At 72.8% G+C, this 16,575-nt stretch carries 15 protein-coding genes; 8 read left to right on the plus strand and 7 right to left on the minus strand.

Features of this window, described 5'->3' with window-relative positions:
• The first annotated feature begins 175 nt into the window (after positions 1-175).
• Positions 176-3,769 (plus strand): transcription-repair coupling factor, encoded by a 3,594-nt coding sequence (gene mfd / locus HC362_RS19860; RefSeq protein WP_243085384.1) that lies wholly within the window; start codon positions 176-178, stop codon positions 3,767-3,769.
• 64 nt (positions 3,770-3,833) lie between these two features.
• Here mfd and HC362_RS19865 read toward each other — a convergent pair whose 3' ends face one another.
• Positions 3,834-4,202 carry a hypothetical protein gene (locus HC362_RS19865; protein WP_243085385.1) on the minus strand — a complete coding sequence of 123 codons (369 nt, stop codon included), beginning with the start codon at positions 4,200-4,202 and terminating at the stop codon, positions 3,834-3,836.
• 64 nt (positions 4,203-4,266) lie between these two features.
• A complete protein-coding gene (locus HC362_RS19870) occupies positions 4,267-4,848 on the minus strand; it encodes a DUF4352 domain-containing protein (RefSeq protein WP_243085386.1) in 582 nt (193 codons plus the stop codon).
• Positions 4,849-5,127: 279 nt separating this feature from the next.
• On the opposite strand from HC362_RS19870, the gene HC362_RS19875 reads away from it, so the two are divergent.
• The 3 genes from HC362_RS19875 (at position 5,128) to HC362_RS19885 (ending at position 9,191) form a co-directional block, all read left to right on the plus strand.
• Positions 5,128-7,020: an N-6 DNA methylase gene (locus tag HC362_RS19875; RefSeq protein ID WP_243085387.1), complete on the plus strand. Its 1,893-nt coding sequence runs from the start codon at positions 5,128-5,130 to the stop codon at positions 7,018-7,020.
• 147 nt (positions 7,021-7,167) lie between these two features.
• Entirely contained in the window at positions 7,168-7,908 is a 741-nt protein-coding gene (locus tag HC362_RS19880) for a hypothetical protein (RefSeq protein WP_243085388.1), read from the plus strand.
• A complete protein-coding gene (locus tag HC362_RS19885; RefSeq protein WP_279240126.1) occupies positions 7,905-9,191 on the plus strand; it encodes a serine/threonine-protein kinase in 1,287 nt (428 codons plus the stop codon). Before HC362_RS19880 ends, HC362_RS19885 begins: the two co-directional genes overlap by 4 nt.
• Before the next feature lie 39 nt (positions 9,192-9,230).
• Here HC362_RS19885 and HC362_RS19890 read toward each other — a convergent pair whose 3' ends face one another.
• Positions 9,231-10,493, minus strand: a complete 1,263-nt coding sequence (locus HC362_RS19890; protein ID WP_243085389.1) for an FUSC family protein — start codon at positions 10,491-10,493, stop codon at positions 9,231-9,233.
• Between the two features lie 289 nt (positions 10,494-10,782).
• On the opposite strand from HC362_RS19890, the gene HC362_RS19895 reads away from it, so the two are divergent.
• The 4 genes from HC362_RS19895 to HC362_RS19910 all read left to right on the plus strand — a co-directional run bounded on the left by HC362_RS19895 (position 10,783) and on the right by HC362_RS19910 (position 13,114).
• Positions 10,783-11,451 carry a SurA N-terminal domain-containing protein gene (locus tag HC362_RS19895; protein ID WP_243085390.1) on the plus strand — a complete coding sequence of 223 codons (669 nt, stop codon included), beginning with the start codon at positions 10,783-10,785 and terminating at the stop codon, positions 11,449-11,451.
• 97 nt (positions 11,452-11,548) lie between these two features.
• Entirely contained in the window at positions 11,549-12,520 is a 972-nt protein-coding gene (locus HC362_RS19900) for a nucleoside triphosphate pyrophosphohydrolase (protein ID WP_243085391.1), read from the plus strand.
• A gap of 55 nt (positions 12,521-12,575) precedes the next feature.
• Positions 12,576-12,848 carry a type II toxin-antitoxin system Phd/YefM family antitoxin gene (locus HC362_RS19905; protein WP_243085392.1) on the plus strand — a complete coding sequence of 91 codons (273 nt, stop codon included), beginning with the start codon at positions 12,576-12,578 and terminating at the stop codon, positions 12,846-12,848.
• Positions 12,845-13,114, plus strand: a complete 270-nt coding sequence (locus HC362_RS19910; RefSeq protein ID WP_243085393.1) for a type II toxin-antitoxin system RelE/ParE family toxin — start codon at positions 12,845-12,847, stop codon at positions 13,112-13,114. The genes HC362_RS19905 and HC362_RS19910 overlap by 4 nt, the downstream gene beginning before the upstream one ends.
• A gap of 12 nt (positions 13,115-13,126) precedes the next feature.
• On the opposite strand, the gene HC362_RS19915 is transcribed toward HC362_RS19910, so the two are convergent.
• The 4 genes from HC362_RS19915 to eno form a co-directional block, all read right to left on the minus strand.
• Positions 13,127-14,083 carry a Ppx/GppA phosphatase family protein gene (locus HC362_RS19915; RefSeq protein ID WP_279240180.1) on the minus strand — a complete coding sequence of 319 codons (957 nt, stop codon included), beginning with the start codon at positions 14,081-14,083 and terminating at the stop codon, positions 13,127-13,129.
• A 2-nt stretch (positions 14,084-14,085) separates the two neighbouring features.
• A complete protein-coding gene (locus HC362_RS19920) occupies positions 14,086-14,625 on the minus strand; it encodes a DUF501 domain-containing protein (RefSeq protein ID WP_243085395.1) in 540 nt (179 codons plus the stop codon).
• Positions 14,626-14,696: 71 nt separating this feature from the next.
• Positions 14,697-15,173: a septum formation initiator family protein gene (locus HC362_RS19925; RefSeq protein ID WP_243085396.1), complete on the minus strand. Its 477-nt coding sequence runs from the start codon at positions 15,171-15,173 to the stop codon at positions 14,697-14,699.
• A gap of 82 nt (positions 15,174-15,255) precedes the next feature.
• Complete coding sequence (eno, locus tag HC362_RS19930; RefSeq protein WP_209267291.1) at positions 15,256-16,536, minus strand: phosphopyruvate hydratase; 1,281 nt, start codon at positions 16,534-16,536, stop codon at positions 15,256-15,258.
• Positions 16,537-16,575: the final 39 nt, after the last annotated feature.

Below are 16,575 nucleotides of genomic sequence, written 5' to 3' on the forward strand. Positions count from 1 at the left end.
CCGCCCCTTTTCGCCGGTGCCCTGAGAGGGCTCCCCTTTTCGCCGGGACCGGTGGTGTCAGGGGGCGGCGTACCCTGAAAGGGACCCGGTTCGCTTGCGAGCCGGGCTCTCGTCGTGTGCGCCCAGCGCGGCGACGCGTGCGCCCCCCGGACGGAAAGCCGAAAGCGAAGCCTTCATGAGCCTGCACGGTCTGCTCGATGCCGTCACCAAGGACCCCGCGCTGGAGGAGGCCGTCAAGGCCGCAGCGGACGGCAACCGGCACCACGTCGACATCGTCGGCCCGGCGGCGGCCCGCCCCTTCGCCGTGGCCGCGCTGGCCCGCTCGGCGGGGCGGCCGGTGCTGGCGGTGACGGCCACCGGCCGCGAGGCCGAGGACCTGGGGGCCGCGCTGCGCTCGCTCCTCCCGGAGGAGGGCGTCGTCGAGTACCCGTCGTGGGAGACGCTGCCGCACGAGCGGCTCAGCCCGCGCTCCGACACGGTGGGCCGCCGCCTGGCCGTCCTGCGCAGGCTGGCGCACCCCGATCCTTCCGACCCGGCGACCGGCCCGGTCTCGGTCGTCGTCGCGCCGATCCGCTCGGTGCTCCAGCCGCAGGTCAAGGGGCTGGGCGAGTTGGTGCCCGTAGCGCTGAGGCAGGGGCAGACGGCGGATCTGGAGGAGACGGTCGACGCGCTGGCGGCCGCCGCCTACGCGCGCGTCGAGCTGGTGGAGAAGCGCGGCGACTTCGCGGTGCGCGGCGGCATCCTGGACGTCTTCCCGCCCACCGAGGAGCACCCGATCCGGGTGGAGTTCTGGGGCGACGAGGTGGAGGAGATCCGCTACTTCAAGGTCGCCGACCAGCGGTCCCTTGAGATCGCCGAGCACGGGCTGTGGGCGCCGCCGTGCCGTGAGCTGCTGCTGACGGACGAGGTGCGGCGGCGCGCGGCGGAGCTGGCCGAGGTCCACCCGGAGCTGCACGAGCTGCTCGGCAAGATCGCCGAGGGGATCGCGGTCGAGGGCATGGAGTCCCTGGCGCCGGTGCTGGTGGACGAGATGGAGCTGCTGCTGGACGTGCTCCCGGCCGGGAGCATGACGGTGGTGTGCGACCCGGAGCGGGTGCGTACCCGTGCGGCCGACCTGGTGGCGACCAGCCAGGAGTTCCTGCAGGCCTCCTGGGCGGCGACGGCCGGTGCGGGGGACGGCGAGGGGGCGCGGGCCCCGATCGATGTGGGCGCCGCCTCGCTGCGCGGGATCGCGGAGGTGCGGGAGCACGCCCGCGAGCTGGGCATGATGTGGTGGACGGTGAGCCAGTTCGCCGCGGACGTGGAGGGGGCGGCCGAGGAGGACGGTGACACCCTCCAGCTCGGACTGCGCGCCCCCGAGTCGTACCGGGGGGACACGGCCCGCGCGCTCGCCGACACCAAGGGCTGGCTGTCCGACGGCTGGCGGTGCGTGTACGTCACCGAGGCGCACGGCCCGGCGGCGCGCACCGTCGAGGTGCTGGGCGGCGAGGGCGTGCCGGCCAGGCTGGGGGCACCTCCCGGACGGAGTCTGGGGGATGGGCCCGAGCTGGCGCTGGACCCGTCGCTCGTGCATGTGGCGTGCGGCTCCCTCGACACCGGTTTCGTCGCCCCCGGTCTCAAGTTGGCGGTGCTGACGGAGACCGACCTGTCCGGCCAGAAGGCGGCCGGCAAGGACGGCACCCGGATGCCGGCGCGGCGCCGCAAACAGATCGACCCGCTCACGCTGCAGCCGGGCGACTACATCGTGCACGAGCAGCACGGCGTGGGCCGCTACATCGAGATGGTGCAGCGCACGGTGCAGGGCGCGACCCGCGAGTATCTGCTGGTGGAGTACGCGCCCGCGAAGCGCGGCCAGCCAGGGGACCGGCTGTTCGTGCCCACCGACCAGCTGGAGCAGATCACCAAGTACGTGGGCGGCGAGCAGCCCACCCTGCACCGGCTGGGCGGCGCCGACTGGACGAAGACCAAGGCGCGGGCCAAGAAGGCGGTCAAGGAGATCGCCGCCGACCTGATCAAGCTCTACAGCGCGCGGATGGCGGCGCCGGGCCACGCGTTCGGCGCGGACTCCCCCTGGCAGCGGGAGCTGGAGGACGCGTTCCCGTACGCGGAGACGCCCGACCAGCTCACCACCATCGGTGAGGTCAAGGACGACATGGAGAAGTCGGTCCCGATGGACCGGCTGATCTGCGGCGACGTCGGCTACGGCAAGACCGAGATCGCCGTGCGGGCGGCCTTCAAGGCGGTGCAGGACGGCAAGCAGGTGGCCGTGCTGGTGCCGACGACGCTGCTGGTGCAGCAGCACTTCTCCACCTTCACCGAGCGGTACGGCCAGTTCCCCGTGAACGTCCGGGCGCTCTCCCGGTTCCAGACGGACACCGAAGCGCGGGCCACCCTGGACGGGCTGCGGGACGGCACCGTCGATGTCGTCATCGGCACCCACCGGCTCTTCTCCTCGGAGACGAAGTTCAAGGAGCTCGGCCTGGTCATCGTGGACGAGGAGCAGCGGTTCGGCGTCGAGCACAAGGAGCAGCTGAAGAAGCTGCGCGCCAACGTGGACGTACTGACGATGTCGGCGACGCCGATCCCCCGGACGCTGGAGATGGCCGTCACCGGCATCCGCGAGATGTCCACCATCACCACGCCGCCGGAGGAGCGGCATCCGGTGCTCACCTTCGTCGGCCCGTTCGAGGAGAAGCAGATCGGTGCGGCGATCCGCCGTGAGCTGCTGCGCGAGGGACAGGTCTTCTACATCCACAACCGGGTCGAGTCCATCGACCGGGCCGCGGCCCGGCTGCGGCAGATCGTCCCGGAGGCCCGGATCGCGACCGCGCACGGGCAGATGAGCGAGCAGGCGCTGGAGCAGGTGGTGGTCGACTTCTGGGAGAAGAAATTCGATGTGCTCGTCTCCACGACGATCGTGGAGAACGGCATCGACATCTCCAACGCCAACACCCTCATCGTCGAGCGCGGCGACACCTTCGGCCTCTCCCAGCTGCACCAGCTGCGCGGCCGGGTGGGCCGGGGCCGTGACCGCGGCTACGCCTACTTCCTCTACCCGCCGGAGAAGCCGCTGACCGAGACCGCGCACGAGCGGCTGGCCACCATCGCCCAGCACACCGAGATGGGCGCCGGTATGTACGTGGCGATGAAGGACCTGGAGATCCGCGGCGCGGGCAATCTGCTCGGCGGCGAGCAGTCGGGTCATATCGCCGGGGTCGGCTTCGACCTGTACGTACGGATGGTCGGTGAGGCCGTCGCCGACTACCGCGCGGCGCTGGAGGCGGGAGAGGCGGGCCCGGTGGAGGAGGCGCCGCTGGAGGTCAAGATCGAGCTGCCGGTCGACGCCCATGTCCCGCACGACTACGCGCCGGGCGAGCGGCTGCGGCTCCAGGCGTATCGCTCGATCGCCGCCGCCAACACGGAGGAGGACATCGCCGCCGTACGCGAGGAGCTGACCGACCGCTACGGGCCGCTGCCCGAGCCGGTGGAGAACCTGCTGCTGGTCGCCGGGCTGCGGATGCTGGCCCGCTCCGCCGGGGTCACCGACATCACCCTCCAGGGCAACAACGTCCGCTTCAGCCCCGTGGAGCTGCGCGAGTCGCAGGAGCTGCGGCTCAAACGGCTCTACCCCGGCTCGGTCGTCAAGCAGGCCACCCACCAGGTGCTGGTCCCCCGCCCCAAGCCCACCAAGATCGGCGCCAAGCCGCTGACGGGCCGCGAACTCCTGGCGTGGGTGGGGGAGTTCCTCACCGCTGTGCCCGCTTCCTGAGGCGGCGGGCCCTCCCGCGGCGGGCCCTCCACGCGGCGGTCGGCTGTCGTGCGACAGGCGGCTGTCAGCGGGTCACTGTGACGACGGCGGCGCCGTTGTCGAGCTCCTTGTCGAGCTCGTCGGCGGCGTCGCCGAACGCCGTCACCACGGTGACCAGCCCCCACACGCCCAGCGCGAAGGCGGCCAGCGACAGCAGCACCCCGGCCAGCGCCGTCTTCCCGTTGGTGGCGATTCCCTTCTTGGCGCGGGAGCGGCCGACCAGACCGAGGATGAGGCCGATCAGACCGAGGGTGCCCGAGAGCCAGAACAGGATCGGGACCAGCCCGGACAGCGCGCCGATGAGGCCGAGGATGAGCGCGGCGAGCCCGAGCCCGTTGCGGGCCGCCGCGGCGGGTGCGGGCGGCTGCGGGTGCGAGTGGTGAGCGTGCGACATGGGTTCCCCCCTGGGATGGTGTGGTGCGGGTTCGTGAGCGGTTGCCGGTGTGCCGGGGGCGCGGTCAGAGCTTGAGGCTCCACTGCGCCGGCTCGGTCTCGAAGTCGTTCACGCTGACCTCGATGTCGAGCGTCTTGGCGCCTGGTGCCACATCGAAGCCGTAGGTGGCGGTGGCCCGCTTGCCGGGCAGCAGGTGGCCGGTGAAGCCGCTGCCGACGGTGTCGCCGTCGAAGATCCCGGCCGTCGTCTCGCCGTCCCGGCCCTGCCGGGCGCCGACGGTGACCAGGGCGGTGTCGATCTTGGCGTCGCCGGTGTTCTCCAGCGTCACCCGCAGCTTGTACGCCTGCCGGCCCGACTTGTGGCCTGCGGCGTAGGCGGAGGGTGTGAACTTCTCGGGCGCCGCGACCGTGACCTTGAGCCCCTTCTTGGCGTACACGGCGGACTCGCCCGCGGCGCGCGGGCCGCTGCCCCCGCTGCCGCCGCCCTTCGCCGAGCCCTCGCCGGCCCGGTCCTTGCCCTTCTTGTCCTTTCCCTTCTTGGCCGACTGGCTGGTCCCGGCCTTCCCGGTGGTGGGCTCCTCCAGTGAGCAGGCGCCGAGTGCGCCGAGGGAGAGCACCGTGGCGGCGGTGACGGCGGCGACGGACAACGGGCGTCTACAGGGCAGTGCGCGTACAGGCATGCTGCGACCTCCGGTCGAGTGGTGAGTGGTGTGAACAGAGAGCGGTCCGCCGCGCCGTCGATCGAACGGGCCGGATCGCTGGGTCAATAACAGCATTGCCTGTGAATCGAGTCAACACGTATCCCCCAATGCGTGGCCATTCACGTCGTGAACTGAGAGGGGCGGCAGGGTGATGGGTATGCTCGTGCGGACCCCTACGGCCACGGCGACGAGCGAACGGGTGTGCCCGGCGAACGGAGGAACACGGTGTCGGACGGCACGGAAGTGACGGCAGCGGCCATTGCCCGGCTGGCCGGCGTCGGCAGGGCCGCTGTCAGCAACTGGCGACGCCGCTACGCGGACTTCCCCCGGCCCGTCGGCGGCACCGAGACCAGCCCCACCTTCTCCCTCGCCCAGGTGGAGAGCTGGCTCCGCGACCAGGGCAAGCTCGCCGAGGCCCCGCTGCGGGAACGCGTACGCCGCCGGCTGGAGAGCGCCCCCGAGGGATACGGCCCGGCGCTGGTGCGGGCCGGGGAGCACCTGGCGGGCCTCAACGAGCTGCCGTCCGGCGACCCGCTCGACGACGCCCGGCGCGAACTCGGACTGATGGCGGCTCAGACGGGGCCGGCGGCGGCGTTCGAGCAGCTGCTGGCCGACTACTTCGACGCCAACCCCCGCCAGTACGCCCGTACTCCCCAGCCCACCGCCGCGCTCATGGCACGGCTCGCCGGACCCGGTGAGGCGGTACTGGACCCGGCCTGCGGCTCGGCCGAACTGCTCCTGGCCGCCTCCCCGGACCCGAAGGCCCCCGGCCCCCCGGGCGGCGCCCCTTCGGGTGGCCGCGCCGCGCTCCACGGCCAGGAGAGCGACCCCCTCCTCGCCCGGCTGGCCGCGCTCCGCCTCACCCTGCGCGCTGCCGGCACGGGCCGCGCGGGGCCGCCCGCCGTTGATGTCCGTACCGAAGACGCGCTGCGCACCGAACCCGCGGCCGACGCACCGCAGGTGACGACGGTTCTGTGCCATCCGCCGTTCAACGAGCGCAACTGGGGCCACGACGAACTGGCCTACGATCCGCGCTGGACCTACGGCCTGCCCGCCCGCACCGACTCCGAACTGGCCTGGGTGCAGCACGCGCTCTCCCGGCTGCGCCCGGGCGGCATCGCCGTACTGCTGCTGCCGCCCGCCGTCGCCGCCCGCCGCACGGGCCGCCGGGTGCGCGCCGCGCTGCTGCGCAAGGGGGCGCTCCGCGCCGTCCTCGCGCTCCCGCCGGGCGCCGCGGCCCCGCACAGCCTGCCGCTCCACCTGTGGGTGCTGCGCAAGCCGGGCGGCACCCCGGGCGCCGCCTCACGGCTGTTGCTGATGGACGCGGGCGGCCGTGCCGAGGACGAGGAGCCGCCCTCCTGGGAGCGGACGGCCGACGCCGTGGTGGCCGCGTGGCGGGCACACGACGCGGGCCGGAGCGTGCCCGAGGAACCCGGGGTGTGCGCCACCCTGCCGGTGATCGACCTGCTGGACGACGAGGTGGACCTGAGCCCGGCGCGCCATCTGCTGCCGGGCGGTACGGGAACGGACGCCGTGGCGCTCGCCTCCGTCCGCGCCGATCTGGAGCGCACCCTGCGCCGCACCCTGGAGCTGAGCGGAGCCGACGCGTCCGCCCCGGAGGGGGAGCAGCCGCCCGGGCCCGGAGGCGCGGCGCTGCCCGAGGCGACCGTCGGGGAACTCGCCCGCAGCGGAGCCCTGGAAGTGCACACCGCCGGCGCCGAACCGGTCACCACCGCGCCAGGGGATGTCGTGCTCCCGGTGACCGGCCGGGGCGCGGCGCATGTGGTCGCCGAGGGGGAGGGAGGGGCCCGGCTGGGCAAGCCGCTGTGTCTGCTGCGGCCCGACCCGACGGCGCTCGACCCCTGGTTCGTCGCCGGGTTCCTGCGCTCGACCGCCAACACCCGGCAGGCCAGCAGCTACGCCTCCAGCGCCTCCCGGATCGATGTGCGCCGGCTGCGGCTGCCGCGGCTGCCGCTGGAGCGGCAGCGCGCCTACGGGGACCGCTTCCGCCGCCTCGCCGAGTTCGAGGCCGCCCTGCGGCGGGTGGGCGAACTGGGCGAGGAGTTCGTCCAAGGCATGTTCGACGGACTTGCCGACGGCACCGTCCCGCCGTCCTGACGGCGGTTACCGGCCACCGGCGACCGCCCGGCGGGCGGCGGGACTTGGCAACGATTCCGCTTCCCTCCGCCGCCGCGTATCCGCGAGTCCGTACCGCTGTATACGCTCACCTCCTGCCTTGTCCGCCCCTGTCCATCAGGAGGAAAGATGTACGGCCCGGCCGCGCCCCAGCCACCCCAGCCGCCGCCCGGTCCCGGTGCCGCCGGCGCGGCCGGTGCCGGGGCGCGCAGCGCGGCCACCCGCGCCCTGCTGGTGCGGATCGCCTTCGCGTCGTTCCCTCTCTGGTCGCTGGGGCTGCTGACCTGGGTGCCGTCGCTGCGGTTCGCGGTGCTGCGGCGCCGGCCGCGCGACTGGGCGGTGTTCGCGGGGGCGTGCGTGCTGACCGCGGTCTACATCGTGCTGCTCTTCGTCGTACCGGAGACGAAACCGGGGGAGGAGGGCAATGCGCAGCTCGCCGCCGGGGTCTACATCGTGCTGCTGATCGGCGGTGCCGTGGTGCACGCCGTGCTTGCCGACCGTCCCCCGCGCGCCGGCCGGCCGAAGGCCGCCGCGCACACCGCGTACGCGCCGGCGCACACGCCCCCGCCCGCACCGGGCCCGTACGCCCCGGGCCCGCAAGCCTCCGGCCCGTACCCTGCCGGCCCGTACGCCCCCGGCTCCCAGCCCCCGTCGCAGTCCTCCTCCCCGCCCCCGCCCCCGCCCACGCCCCCGTACGGTGGCGCCTCGCCGTACGCCCCCACCGTGACGGCGGCCCCGCAGCCGGACCCGGCGTCGTCGACCTCGCCCCGGATGCGGCAGGTCGCCTCAGAACTCGACGAGCTGGGTGAGCTGCTGCGGCAGCAGCCGCAGGACGGGCGGCAGCGGCCCGACTCCCGGGGCCCGGCGTGACGCCCGGCCGGCTGATCGCGGGCCGGTACGAGCTGTCCGAACCGCTCGGCAAGGGCGGTATGGGCCAGGTGTGGGGCGCCCTCGACGCCGGGCTCGGCGGCCGTCCCGTCGCCGTGAAGCTGGCGCACTCGGAGCGGATGGCCTCTCTTGTGCAGAGCGCCGACCCCGAGGAGCTGCGGCGCCGTTTCGCGCGCGAATGCCGGGTGACCGCGCAGATCGATCACCCGGGGCTGGTGACCGTCTATGACGCGGGCCAGGACGGCGAGGAGCTGTTCCTGGTGATGCAGCGGCTCGACGGCAGCGACCTGGCCGATCACCTCGCCGAACACGATCCCTACCCGTGGCAGTGGGCGGTCGCGGTCACCGCGCAGCTGTGCTCGGCGCTCGCCGCGGTGCACGCCGTCGGCGTCGTCCACCGGGACCTCAAGCCCGGCAATGTGATGGTCAGACCCGACGGCCGGGTCGTCATCCTGGACCTGGGCATCGCCTCGGTCGGCGCGCCCGACGTCACCCGCCTCACCCGTACCGGTGCGCTGGTCGGCACCCCCGTCTACATGGCGCCCGAGCAGGCGACCGGCGGCGCGGCTGTCGGCCCGGCCGCCGATCTGTACGCGCTGGGCGTGGTGCTGTACGAACTGCTCGCCCGGCGGACCCCGTTCGAGGCGCCGGAGGCGGCAGGGCTGCTCTACAAGAAGCTGCACGAGGAGCCCGACTCGCTCGAACTGCTGTGCCCCGATGTCCCCGCGCCGCTGCCCGGGCTCGTCCGCCGCCTGCTCGACCGCGACCCGGCCCGCCGCCCCGCCGACGCCCACGAGGTGTACGCGGCTCTCGCCCCGCTGCTGCCCCGCGCCGGGGAGCGCGTGCCCGGGCCGCCGCTCGACCCCACCCGGCCCTTCCTCGCCCCCGCCGCACCGTGGCCGCCCCGGCGCGGCGCGGCACCGACGCCCGACGGGGACCTGAACGCCGTGCTGGAGGACATCCGCCGGCTGCTGGCCGCGGGCCGCTACGCCCAGGTCGCGGCGCTGCTCGGCCGGGCCCTGCCGGTGGCGGTCACCACCTACGGCGAGACCTCGCCCGTCGTGCGTACCCTGCGCAAGCAGTACGCCACCGTGCTGGTGGACACCGGCCAGTACGCCCAGGCCCTGCCCGAACTCGGCGCACTGCTGCGCGATCTGATCCGCGAGCGCGGGCTGCACGACCCCGCCGTCGCCCAGCTCCTCCAGGACGAGGCGCTCTGCCGTCGGCAGCTGGCCCCACCGGCGCCGCACACCGGCCCCTACTGACGCCGATCCCCGGACGACCGCACCCGGCGCCGCCGGTGGTCAGTGCTCCTCCTCCCACTCCAGCTCCCGCTCCTCCTCCAGTTCGCGCTGGTGGGCGCGTTCGCGGTTGCGGATCTGGCGGATGCGGCGGAGCACGGGGTTGCGTTCGCGCTGTTCACGGGACTGCCGGTCCAGCTCCTCCCAGAGCCGCTGGGAGCGCTTCTCCACATCCAGCTCGTCGAGGAGCCGGTCGGCCTCGGCGAGCAGCGCGCCGTGCAGCTGCCACTGCCGGGGGTGCTCGCGCACCTTGTCCAGGAGCTGGAAGGCGACCGTGTCCCGGCTGGCGCGGCTGGCCTCCAGCTCCCGGACCAGCCGGTCCTCGGCCTCCTCGGCGCTGGCGCTGACCGGGGTGGTGATCAGTACGGCGAACGCCTCGACGGCGGCGGACATATGGACGTACAACTCCCGCATGCTGTTCGCGATCTCCTCGCTGAACAGCGGCTCGTCCAGGCGCTTCTTGGCCAGGTCGGTGACCGTGCGCGCGGTGGTGCGCAGGACGACGGCGCAGATCTCCAGGGCGTCCAGGCCGGTCCGCAGGACGACGCGGGAGAGCAGCCCCTCCCGCACGCGCGGGTTGAGCCGCAGGCTGTCCTCGGCACGCCGCAGCTCGACGTCGACCTCCACGATGTCGTGGTCGAGCCGCCGCGCCTGGTGCAGCCGGTCGGCGGCCTGGCTGACGGGGGTGAAGCCGCACACGTCCTCGCCGAGGCCCAGCAGCAGCCGCCGCATCCGGCCGGCGAGGTCGATGACCGCGTCCCCGGCGGGCTGCACCCACACCGGCGGGACGAACAGCACCTGGAAGCCGAGCCCGACGACCGCGCCGATCAGCGTCTCCAGCACGCGGTCCCAGGCCATCTGCGCCACCTGGTTCTGGGTCACGCCGAGCACCAGCATCGCGCTGATCGCCGTCTCGGGCACGAACTCGCCCGCCTTCACGAAGCGGCCGGTGATCAGCGCCGCGAGGATGACCACCCCGAGGCTCCACCAGGTCAGACCGACCAGGGCGCTGAAGCCGCTGGCGACCAGCACACCGGCGACGACCGCGTTGACCCGGCGGATGCCCGTCCGCAGCGTCGTGTAGAGGGTCACCTGGGTGACCAGCAGTGCGGTGAGCGGCGCTGTCAGCGGCGCGGCCTCGCTGCTGAGCTGGGTGGCGACGGCGTAACTGATCACAGCGGCGATGGTCGACCGGGCCGTCTGGGCGACCACGGGCTCCCGGTGCCGCCGCACCAGGTTCAGCAGTGGGTCGGTGACTTCGCGCACCCTGCGTCCCTCCCCGCTTTTCCTCCCCTTGCCACAGGGAGAGCGCCGTCGGGGTGACAGGTCCGGTTCGGGTGGCGGCTCGGAGGACTCCATCGGCCCCGGGTCACCCGAGTGACCCGGAAATCACCGTGCGCCCCACGGGTGGTGGGTCGGCAGCTACCCAACTCGTCCCGAATCGTTGGTCGATTTGATGTCGAACCGGTGGTCATGGACCCGTTCGACTCCCTACCATCGATCACCGCCAGGTCGTGCGAGGACGCGCGACCCCTCGCCGCCGCCGGGAGGCCCCATGGAAAGCCGTCACCGCAGGTCCGCGCTCACCCTCTCCGCCGTCGCGGCGCTCGTCGTCGCGGCACCGCTGCTCACCGCGTGCGGCAACGACGCGCACCCGGGTGCGGCGGCGCTGGTGAAGGGCGACCGGATCAGCATGGCGCAGCTCCAGTCCCGGGTCGGTGCCGTCCGGGACGCGCAGCGTGCCGCCCCCCAGGGCGAGCAGATGATCAAGCAGAGCGGCAAGCTGACCCGGGCCACCCTCGACGGCATGATCCGCCAGCGCATCGTCGAACAGGCGGCCGACGACGAGGGAGTGCGCGTCAGCCGCCGCGAGGTCCAGCGGGTCCGCTCGGAGCTCGAAGGACAGGCGGGCGGCCGCAAGCAGCTCGAGGCGGTGCTGCTGCGGCAGCAGAGCGTCGCGCCCGACGAGATCGACGACCGCATCCGGATGCAGCTGCTCGTCGAGAAGATCGCCGAGGCCAAGGGCATCGACCCGACGTCCCCCGACGGGAACCAGCGGCTGACCACGGAGCTGGCGAAGGTCTCCAAGAGCATGAAGATCAACGTGAATCCGCGCTACGGCAAGTGGGACGCGAACCGCTCCACCCTCACGGGAGCGAAGACCCCGTGGCTGCGCGAGGTGACCGGCGAGGCGGCCCGCCAGGCCCCGGACCAGCAGATGTAGCCGGGGCGCACCCGGCCGGCGGGCCCGCCGGGGGATCGTCCGGGCCCCGCGGGAAACCGGGTACGTCGCTCCCCCGCGGACGCAGTACGTTCGTAGGGTGAACGAGATCCCCGAGACCGGCCGTATCGTCCTGCTCACCACCACCCACCGGGTGGCGCCCGGACTGCTGTCCTGGCCCGCCTGGGAAGCGCTGCGCACCGCCGACCGGGTGCTGTGCGCCGACCCGGCACACCCGCAGCTCCCCTATGTGGGGGACGCCGGGGTCAAGGCGGAGGCAGGCGTCGAGCTGGACGCGCGGACCCTGGTGGAGGAGTGCGCACAGGGCGGCGGCAGGTCGGTCGTCGTGCTGGCCACTGCCGAGGGCGAGCCCGCGCTCACCGACGGCCTCGCCCGGCTGGCGGGCTCAGGACGGGTGGCCATGCCCGAACTGGAGCTGCTGCCCGGCTCCTACGACCTGCCAGGCGCCCGGCTGCTGGACGCCGTCCAGATCATGGACCGCATCCGCCGCGAATGCCCGTGGAGCGCCCTGCGCACCCATGAGGACCTGCTCAAGTACGGCGTCGAGGAGGTCTACGAGCTCATCGACGCCATCGAACGCGGCGACCGCGAAGAGCTGCGCGAGGAGCTCGGCGACGTACTGCTCCAGGTCGTCTTCCACGCCCGTATCGCCCAGGACGACCCGGAGGAACCGTTCGGCATCGACGACGTGGCCGGCACCCTGGTGGAGAAGCTGGTCCACCGCCACCCGCACGTCTTCGGCGACGACGTCGCCGAGACCGCCGCCGAGGTGGAGGCGCACTGGCAGCGCCGCAAGGCCCTGGAGAAGTCCGGACGGGTATCGGTGACCGAGGGCGTCCCACTGGGCCAGCCGGCCCTCTCCCTCGCCGCCAAACTCGCCGGCCGAGCCCGCACCGCCGGCCTCCCCGCCCCGGAGACCTCCCGCGAGGGAGTGGGCTACGCCCTGCTGGCACTGGCCGCCCAGGCCGAACGGGAGGGCATCGACCCGGAAGCAGCCCTGCGCGCCGCGGCTCGCGAATACCGCGACCTCATCAAGGACCGAGAGGCCTGACCGCGGCCACGGCGACGACCTGCATTGTGTACACGTAAATGCGTACACTGAGTCCATGACCGAGAACACCGCGAGCATCAGGGACGCACGCGCACACTTCGCGGAACACATCAACCAGGCCGAGGAAGGCACTCCGACTGTCATCACCCGCAACGGTGCCCCGGTTGCCGCAGTCGTGCCGATCGCCGACTTCGAAGCGTTGGAAGAAGCGGCCGACATGATGCTGGCCCGCGAAGCGGAAGCAGTTCTGGCCGACGGCGAGCCGACCATCTCGATGGCCGAGCTGCTGGCGGACCTGTTCAGCGAGCGCAGCCAAGGCGCCGCGTGAAGTACGCGTTCCGGTTCACCACAGCAGCACAGCGGCAGCTCCGGGCCATCGACCGGCCCGAAGCCATGCGCATCCTGACCGCATTGACCGCTCTCGGCGACGATCCGTACCGCGAGGACGCCGACATCAAGAAGCTCAACGGCCCCTCGGCTCTCTACCGGCTCCGAGTCGGCAACTACAGGGTCGCGTACCAGATCAACGACGGTGAACTCGTCGTCCTCGTCGTCAAGGTGGGCGACCGGCGGGACGTCTACCGCAACCTGTAGCGGCCCCTGCTCCTAGCGCGCGTCGAGTGCCGTATGGAACGCGATCCCATCGAGGATGTCGTGCTCGCTGACCACGACTTCCTCGGCGCCGAGGCGTTCCATGATCGTCAGCAGGACCAGGGCTCCGGCGTTGATGACGTCGACGCGGCCCGGGTGCATGACCGGGATCTCGGCGCGCTCGTCGTGGGTCGCGGACAGCAGGCGCTGGGTCAGTTCCCGGACGCGGGGGAGCGGTACGCGGGTGTGGTGGATGCGGGACGAGTCGTAGGCGTCCAGCTCCAGCGCGATACCCCCCAAAGTGGTGACGGTTCCCGCCAGGCCCACCAGGGTGCGGGCGCGCTCCAGCGGCACCGTGCGGGCCACCTCGTCCAGCGCCGCCGACACATCGGCGCGTACCGCGTCCACCTGGGCCGCGGTCGGGGTCTCGGTGAGCGCGCCGTCCACGGTGAGATGCCGCTCGGTCAGCCGTACGCAGCCGATGTCCACGCTGCGGGCCGCCTCGACGCTCTCGGCGCCCAGCACGAACTCGGTGGAGCCGCCGCCGATGTCCACCACCAGGTAGGGCGGTGCGAAGGTGCCGGCGGCCAGCTCCTTGGTCGCGCCGGTGAAGGAGAAGTCCGCCTCCTGGTCGCCGGTGATCACCTCGGGCTCCACGCCGAGGATGTCCAGCACGCCGCTGACGAACTCGTCCCGGTTCTCCGCGTCGCGGGACGCGGAGGTGGCGATGAAGCGGGTCCGCTCGGGCGGCACCCCGAAGGAGTCGATGACCTCGGCGTACCGTCGGCACGCCGCGAACGTCCGCTCCAGCGCCTCGGGCGCCAGCCGCCCGGTGCGGTCCACGCCCTGCCCCAGCCGGACGATCTCCATCCGGCGGTCCAGCTCCGTCAGCTCCCCGGTCTGTGGGTCGAGGTCCGCCACCAGCAGGCGGATGGAGTTGGTGCCGCAGTCGATCGCGGCGACTCGGCTCATCGTCATGCCTGACCGTCCTCGTTCTCCTCGGGCACCGTCACGCACGGGCCCTTGCGCCACCACTCGGGCAGCATCGCCAGCGCCTCGTCGCCCAGCGGGTTGACGCCGGGGCCCGCCACCAGCGCGTGCGCGACCAGCACATGCAGGCACTTGACCCGGTCGGGCATCCCGCCCGCGCTCGGGAAGCCCACCAGCTCCTCGATGGCGTCACGGCGCGCCAGATAGTCCTCGTGCGCGGCGCGGTAGGCGTCGGCCAGCTCCGTGTCCTCGGCGAGCCGCGCGGTCATCTCCTTCATCACCCCGTTCGCCTCCAGCGTTCCGATGGCGGAGGCGGCGCGCGGGCACGTCAGGTAGTACGTGGTGGGGAACGGTGTGCCGTCCTCCAGCCGGGGCGCCGTTTCCACCACGTCGGGCAGCCCGCAGGGGCACCGGTGGGCGATGGCGCGCAGCCCGCGCGGCGGGCGGCCGAGCTGCTCCTTGAAGGCGGCGATGTCCGCGCCGGTGGGCGGCGTCGGCTCGGTCCGGGGCGGTGGGGTTTCCATGTCTGGGGTGCTCGTCGCTTCGCTTCGGTCGTCGGGGAGAGGGAGAGAGGAAGGGGAGGAGGGCGGTGGGGTTACTCGGTCCGGTCCGCGCTGTCCACCCCGTCCCACAGGTTCTGGTACCAGGCCCGGTCGGCGGGCCCGTGGGGGCGGGGGCGGCGTACGTCAGCCGTGCCGTCCCGCATGATGTAGCCGGTCTCGCCGGGCCGTACGAAGTGCAGATGCGCGCGGGCCTGCTGTTCCACGTACGCGGGGTCCTGCCAGCGCGCCCGCTGCTCCCGGAGACGTTCGACCGCGGCCCGCGCGTGCTCGGCCTGCTCGCGCTGGTCGGTGATCTCGGAGCGCTGGGTGATGTACTGCCGTGTCGGGTAGGCGAGCGCCACGACGAGGGAGCACAGCACCAGGGCGAGCAGCGCGGCCCGGCCGGTGAGCCGCCCCTTGCGCGGGGTGCGTACCGTCCTGCCCTGCGCCCGGTAGACCCGCTCGGCGGCCTGGGCGCCGAGGGCGCGCAGCCGCGTCGCGGTGGAGAAACGGTCCCGGTCCGCTCCCATACCTCTCCCTCGCGGGTGACACCTTCGGTGCCGTACCCCCTCGTGTCACGAGGGGGTACGGCACCGTGAGCCGGCGGACTGCTCAGCGCTTGTAGCGGGGGAACGCCGAACGGCCGGCGTAGACCGCCGCGTCGTCCAGGATCTCCTCGATGCGCAGCAGCTGGTTGTACTTGGCGACGCGCTCGGAGCGGGCCGGGGCACCCGACTTGATCTGACCGCAGTTGACCGCGACGGCCAGGTCGGCGATCGTCACGTCCTCGGTCTCGCCGGAGCGGTGCGACATCATGCACTTGAAGCCGTTGCGCTGCGCCAGCTCGACCGCGTCCAGCGTCTCGGTCAGCGAGCCGATCTGGTTGACCTTGACGAGCAGCGCGTTGGCGCTGCCCTCCTCGATACCGCGGGCCAGCCGCTCGGGGTTGGTGACGAACAGGTCGTCGCCCACCAACTGCACCTTGTCGCCCAGCTTGTCGGTGATGGTCTTCCAGCCCGCCCAGTCGTCCTCGAACAGCGGGTCCTCGATGGAGACCAGCGGGTAGTCGGTGACGAGCTGCTCGTAGTACTCGGTCATCTCGGCGGCCGAGCGCTTCTGGCCCTCGAACGCGTAGACGCCCTCCTCGTAGAACTCGGAGGCGGCCACGTCCAGCGCCAGCGCGATGTCCTGGCCGGCGTTGTAACCGGCCTTCTGGATGGCCTCGATGATCAGGTCGAGGGCCTCGCGGTTCGAGCCGAGGTTGGGCGCGAAACCGCCCTCGTCGCCCAGGCCCGTTGCCAGACCGCGCTCCTTGAGCACGCCCTTGAGCGCGTGGTAGACCTCGGCGCCCCAGCGCAGCGCCTCGGAGAACGACTCGGCGCCGATCGGCGCGATCATGAACTCCTGGATGTCGACGTTCGAGTCCGCGTGCGAGCCGCCGTTGAGGATGTTCATCATCGGTACCGGCAGCTGGTGCGCGTTCGGGCCGCCCAGGTAGCGGAACAGCGGCAGGTCGGACGCCTCGGAGGCGGCGTGCGCGACGGCGAGCGAGACGCCGAGGATGGCGTTGGCGCCCAGCGAGGACTTGTCGGCCGTGGCGTCCAGGTCGAACATCGCCTGGTCGATCAGGCGCTGCTCGGTGGCGTCGTAGCCGACCAGCTCGGGGCCGATCTGCTCGATGACGGCGAGGACGGCCTTCTCGACGCCCTTCCCGTTGTAGCGCGCGGCGTCACCGTCGCGCAGTTCGAGCGCCTCGAAGGCGCCGGTCGAGGCGCCGGACGGTACGGCAGCACGGCCGGTGCTGCCGTCGTCGAGGCCGACCTCGACCTCGACGGTGGGGTTGCCTCGCGAGTCGAGGATCTCGCGGGCTACGACGACGTCGATGGACGGCACGAGGTTTCTCCTTCGTCTGGGACGACTTTCTCCGCCCCG

The sequence above is a fragment of the Streptomyces sp. 891-h genome, assembly GCF_022760275.1.
Classification (GTDB): domain Bacteria; phylum Actinomycetota; class Actinomycetes; order Streptomycetales; family Streptomycetaceae; genus Streptomyces; species Streptomyces spirodelae.

Bases quoted from the DNA above. Each gene is read 5' to 3' on its own strand.
- mfd (WP_243085384.1), top strand. From the start codon at position 176: ATGAGCCTGCACGGTCTGCTCGATGCCGTCACCAAGGACCCCGCGCTG.
- HC362_RS19865 (WP_243085385.1), bottom strand. From the start codon at position 4,202: ATGTCGCACGCTCACCACTCGCACCCGCAGCCGCCCGCACCCGCCGCG.
- HC362_RS19880 (WP_243085388.1), top strand. From the start codon at position 7,168: ATGTACGGCCCGGCCGCGCCCCAGCCACCCCAGCCGCCGCCCGGTCCC.
- HC362_RS19895 (WP_243085390.1), top strand. From the start codon at position 10,783: ATGGAAAGCCGTCACCGCAGGTCCGCGCTCACCCTCTCCGCCGTCGCG.
- HC362_RS19905 (WP_243085392.1), top strand. From the start codon at position 12,576: ATGACCGAGAACACCGCGAGCATCAGGGACGCACGCGCACACTTCGCG.
- HC362_RS19915 (WP_279240180.1), bottom strand. From the start codon at position 14,083: ATGAGCCGAGTCGCCGCGATCGACTGCGGCACCAACTCCATCCGCCTG.
- HC362_RS19920 (WP_243085395.1), bottom strand. From the start codon at position 14,625: ATGGAAACCCCACCGCCCCGGACCGAGCCGACGCCGCCCACCGGCGCG.
- HC362_RS19925 (WP_243085396.1), bottom strand. From the start codon at position 15,173: ATGGGAGCGGACCGGGACCGTTTCTCCACCGCGACGCGGCTGCGCGCC.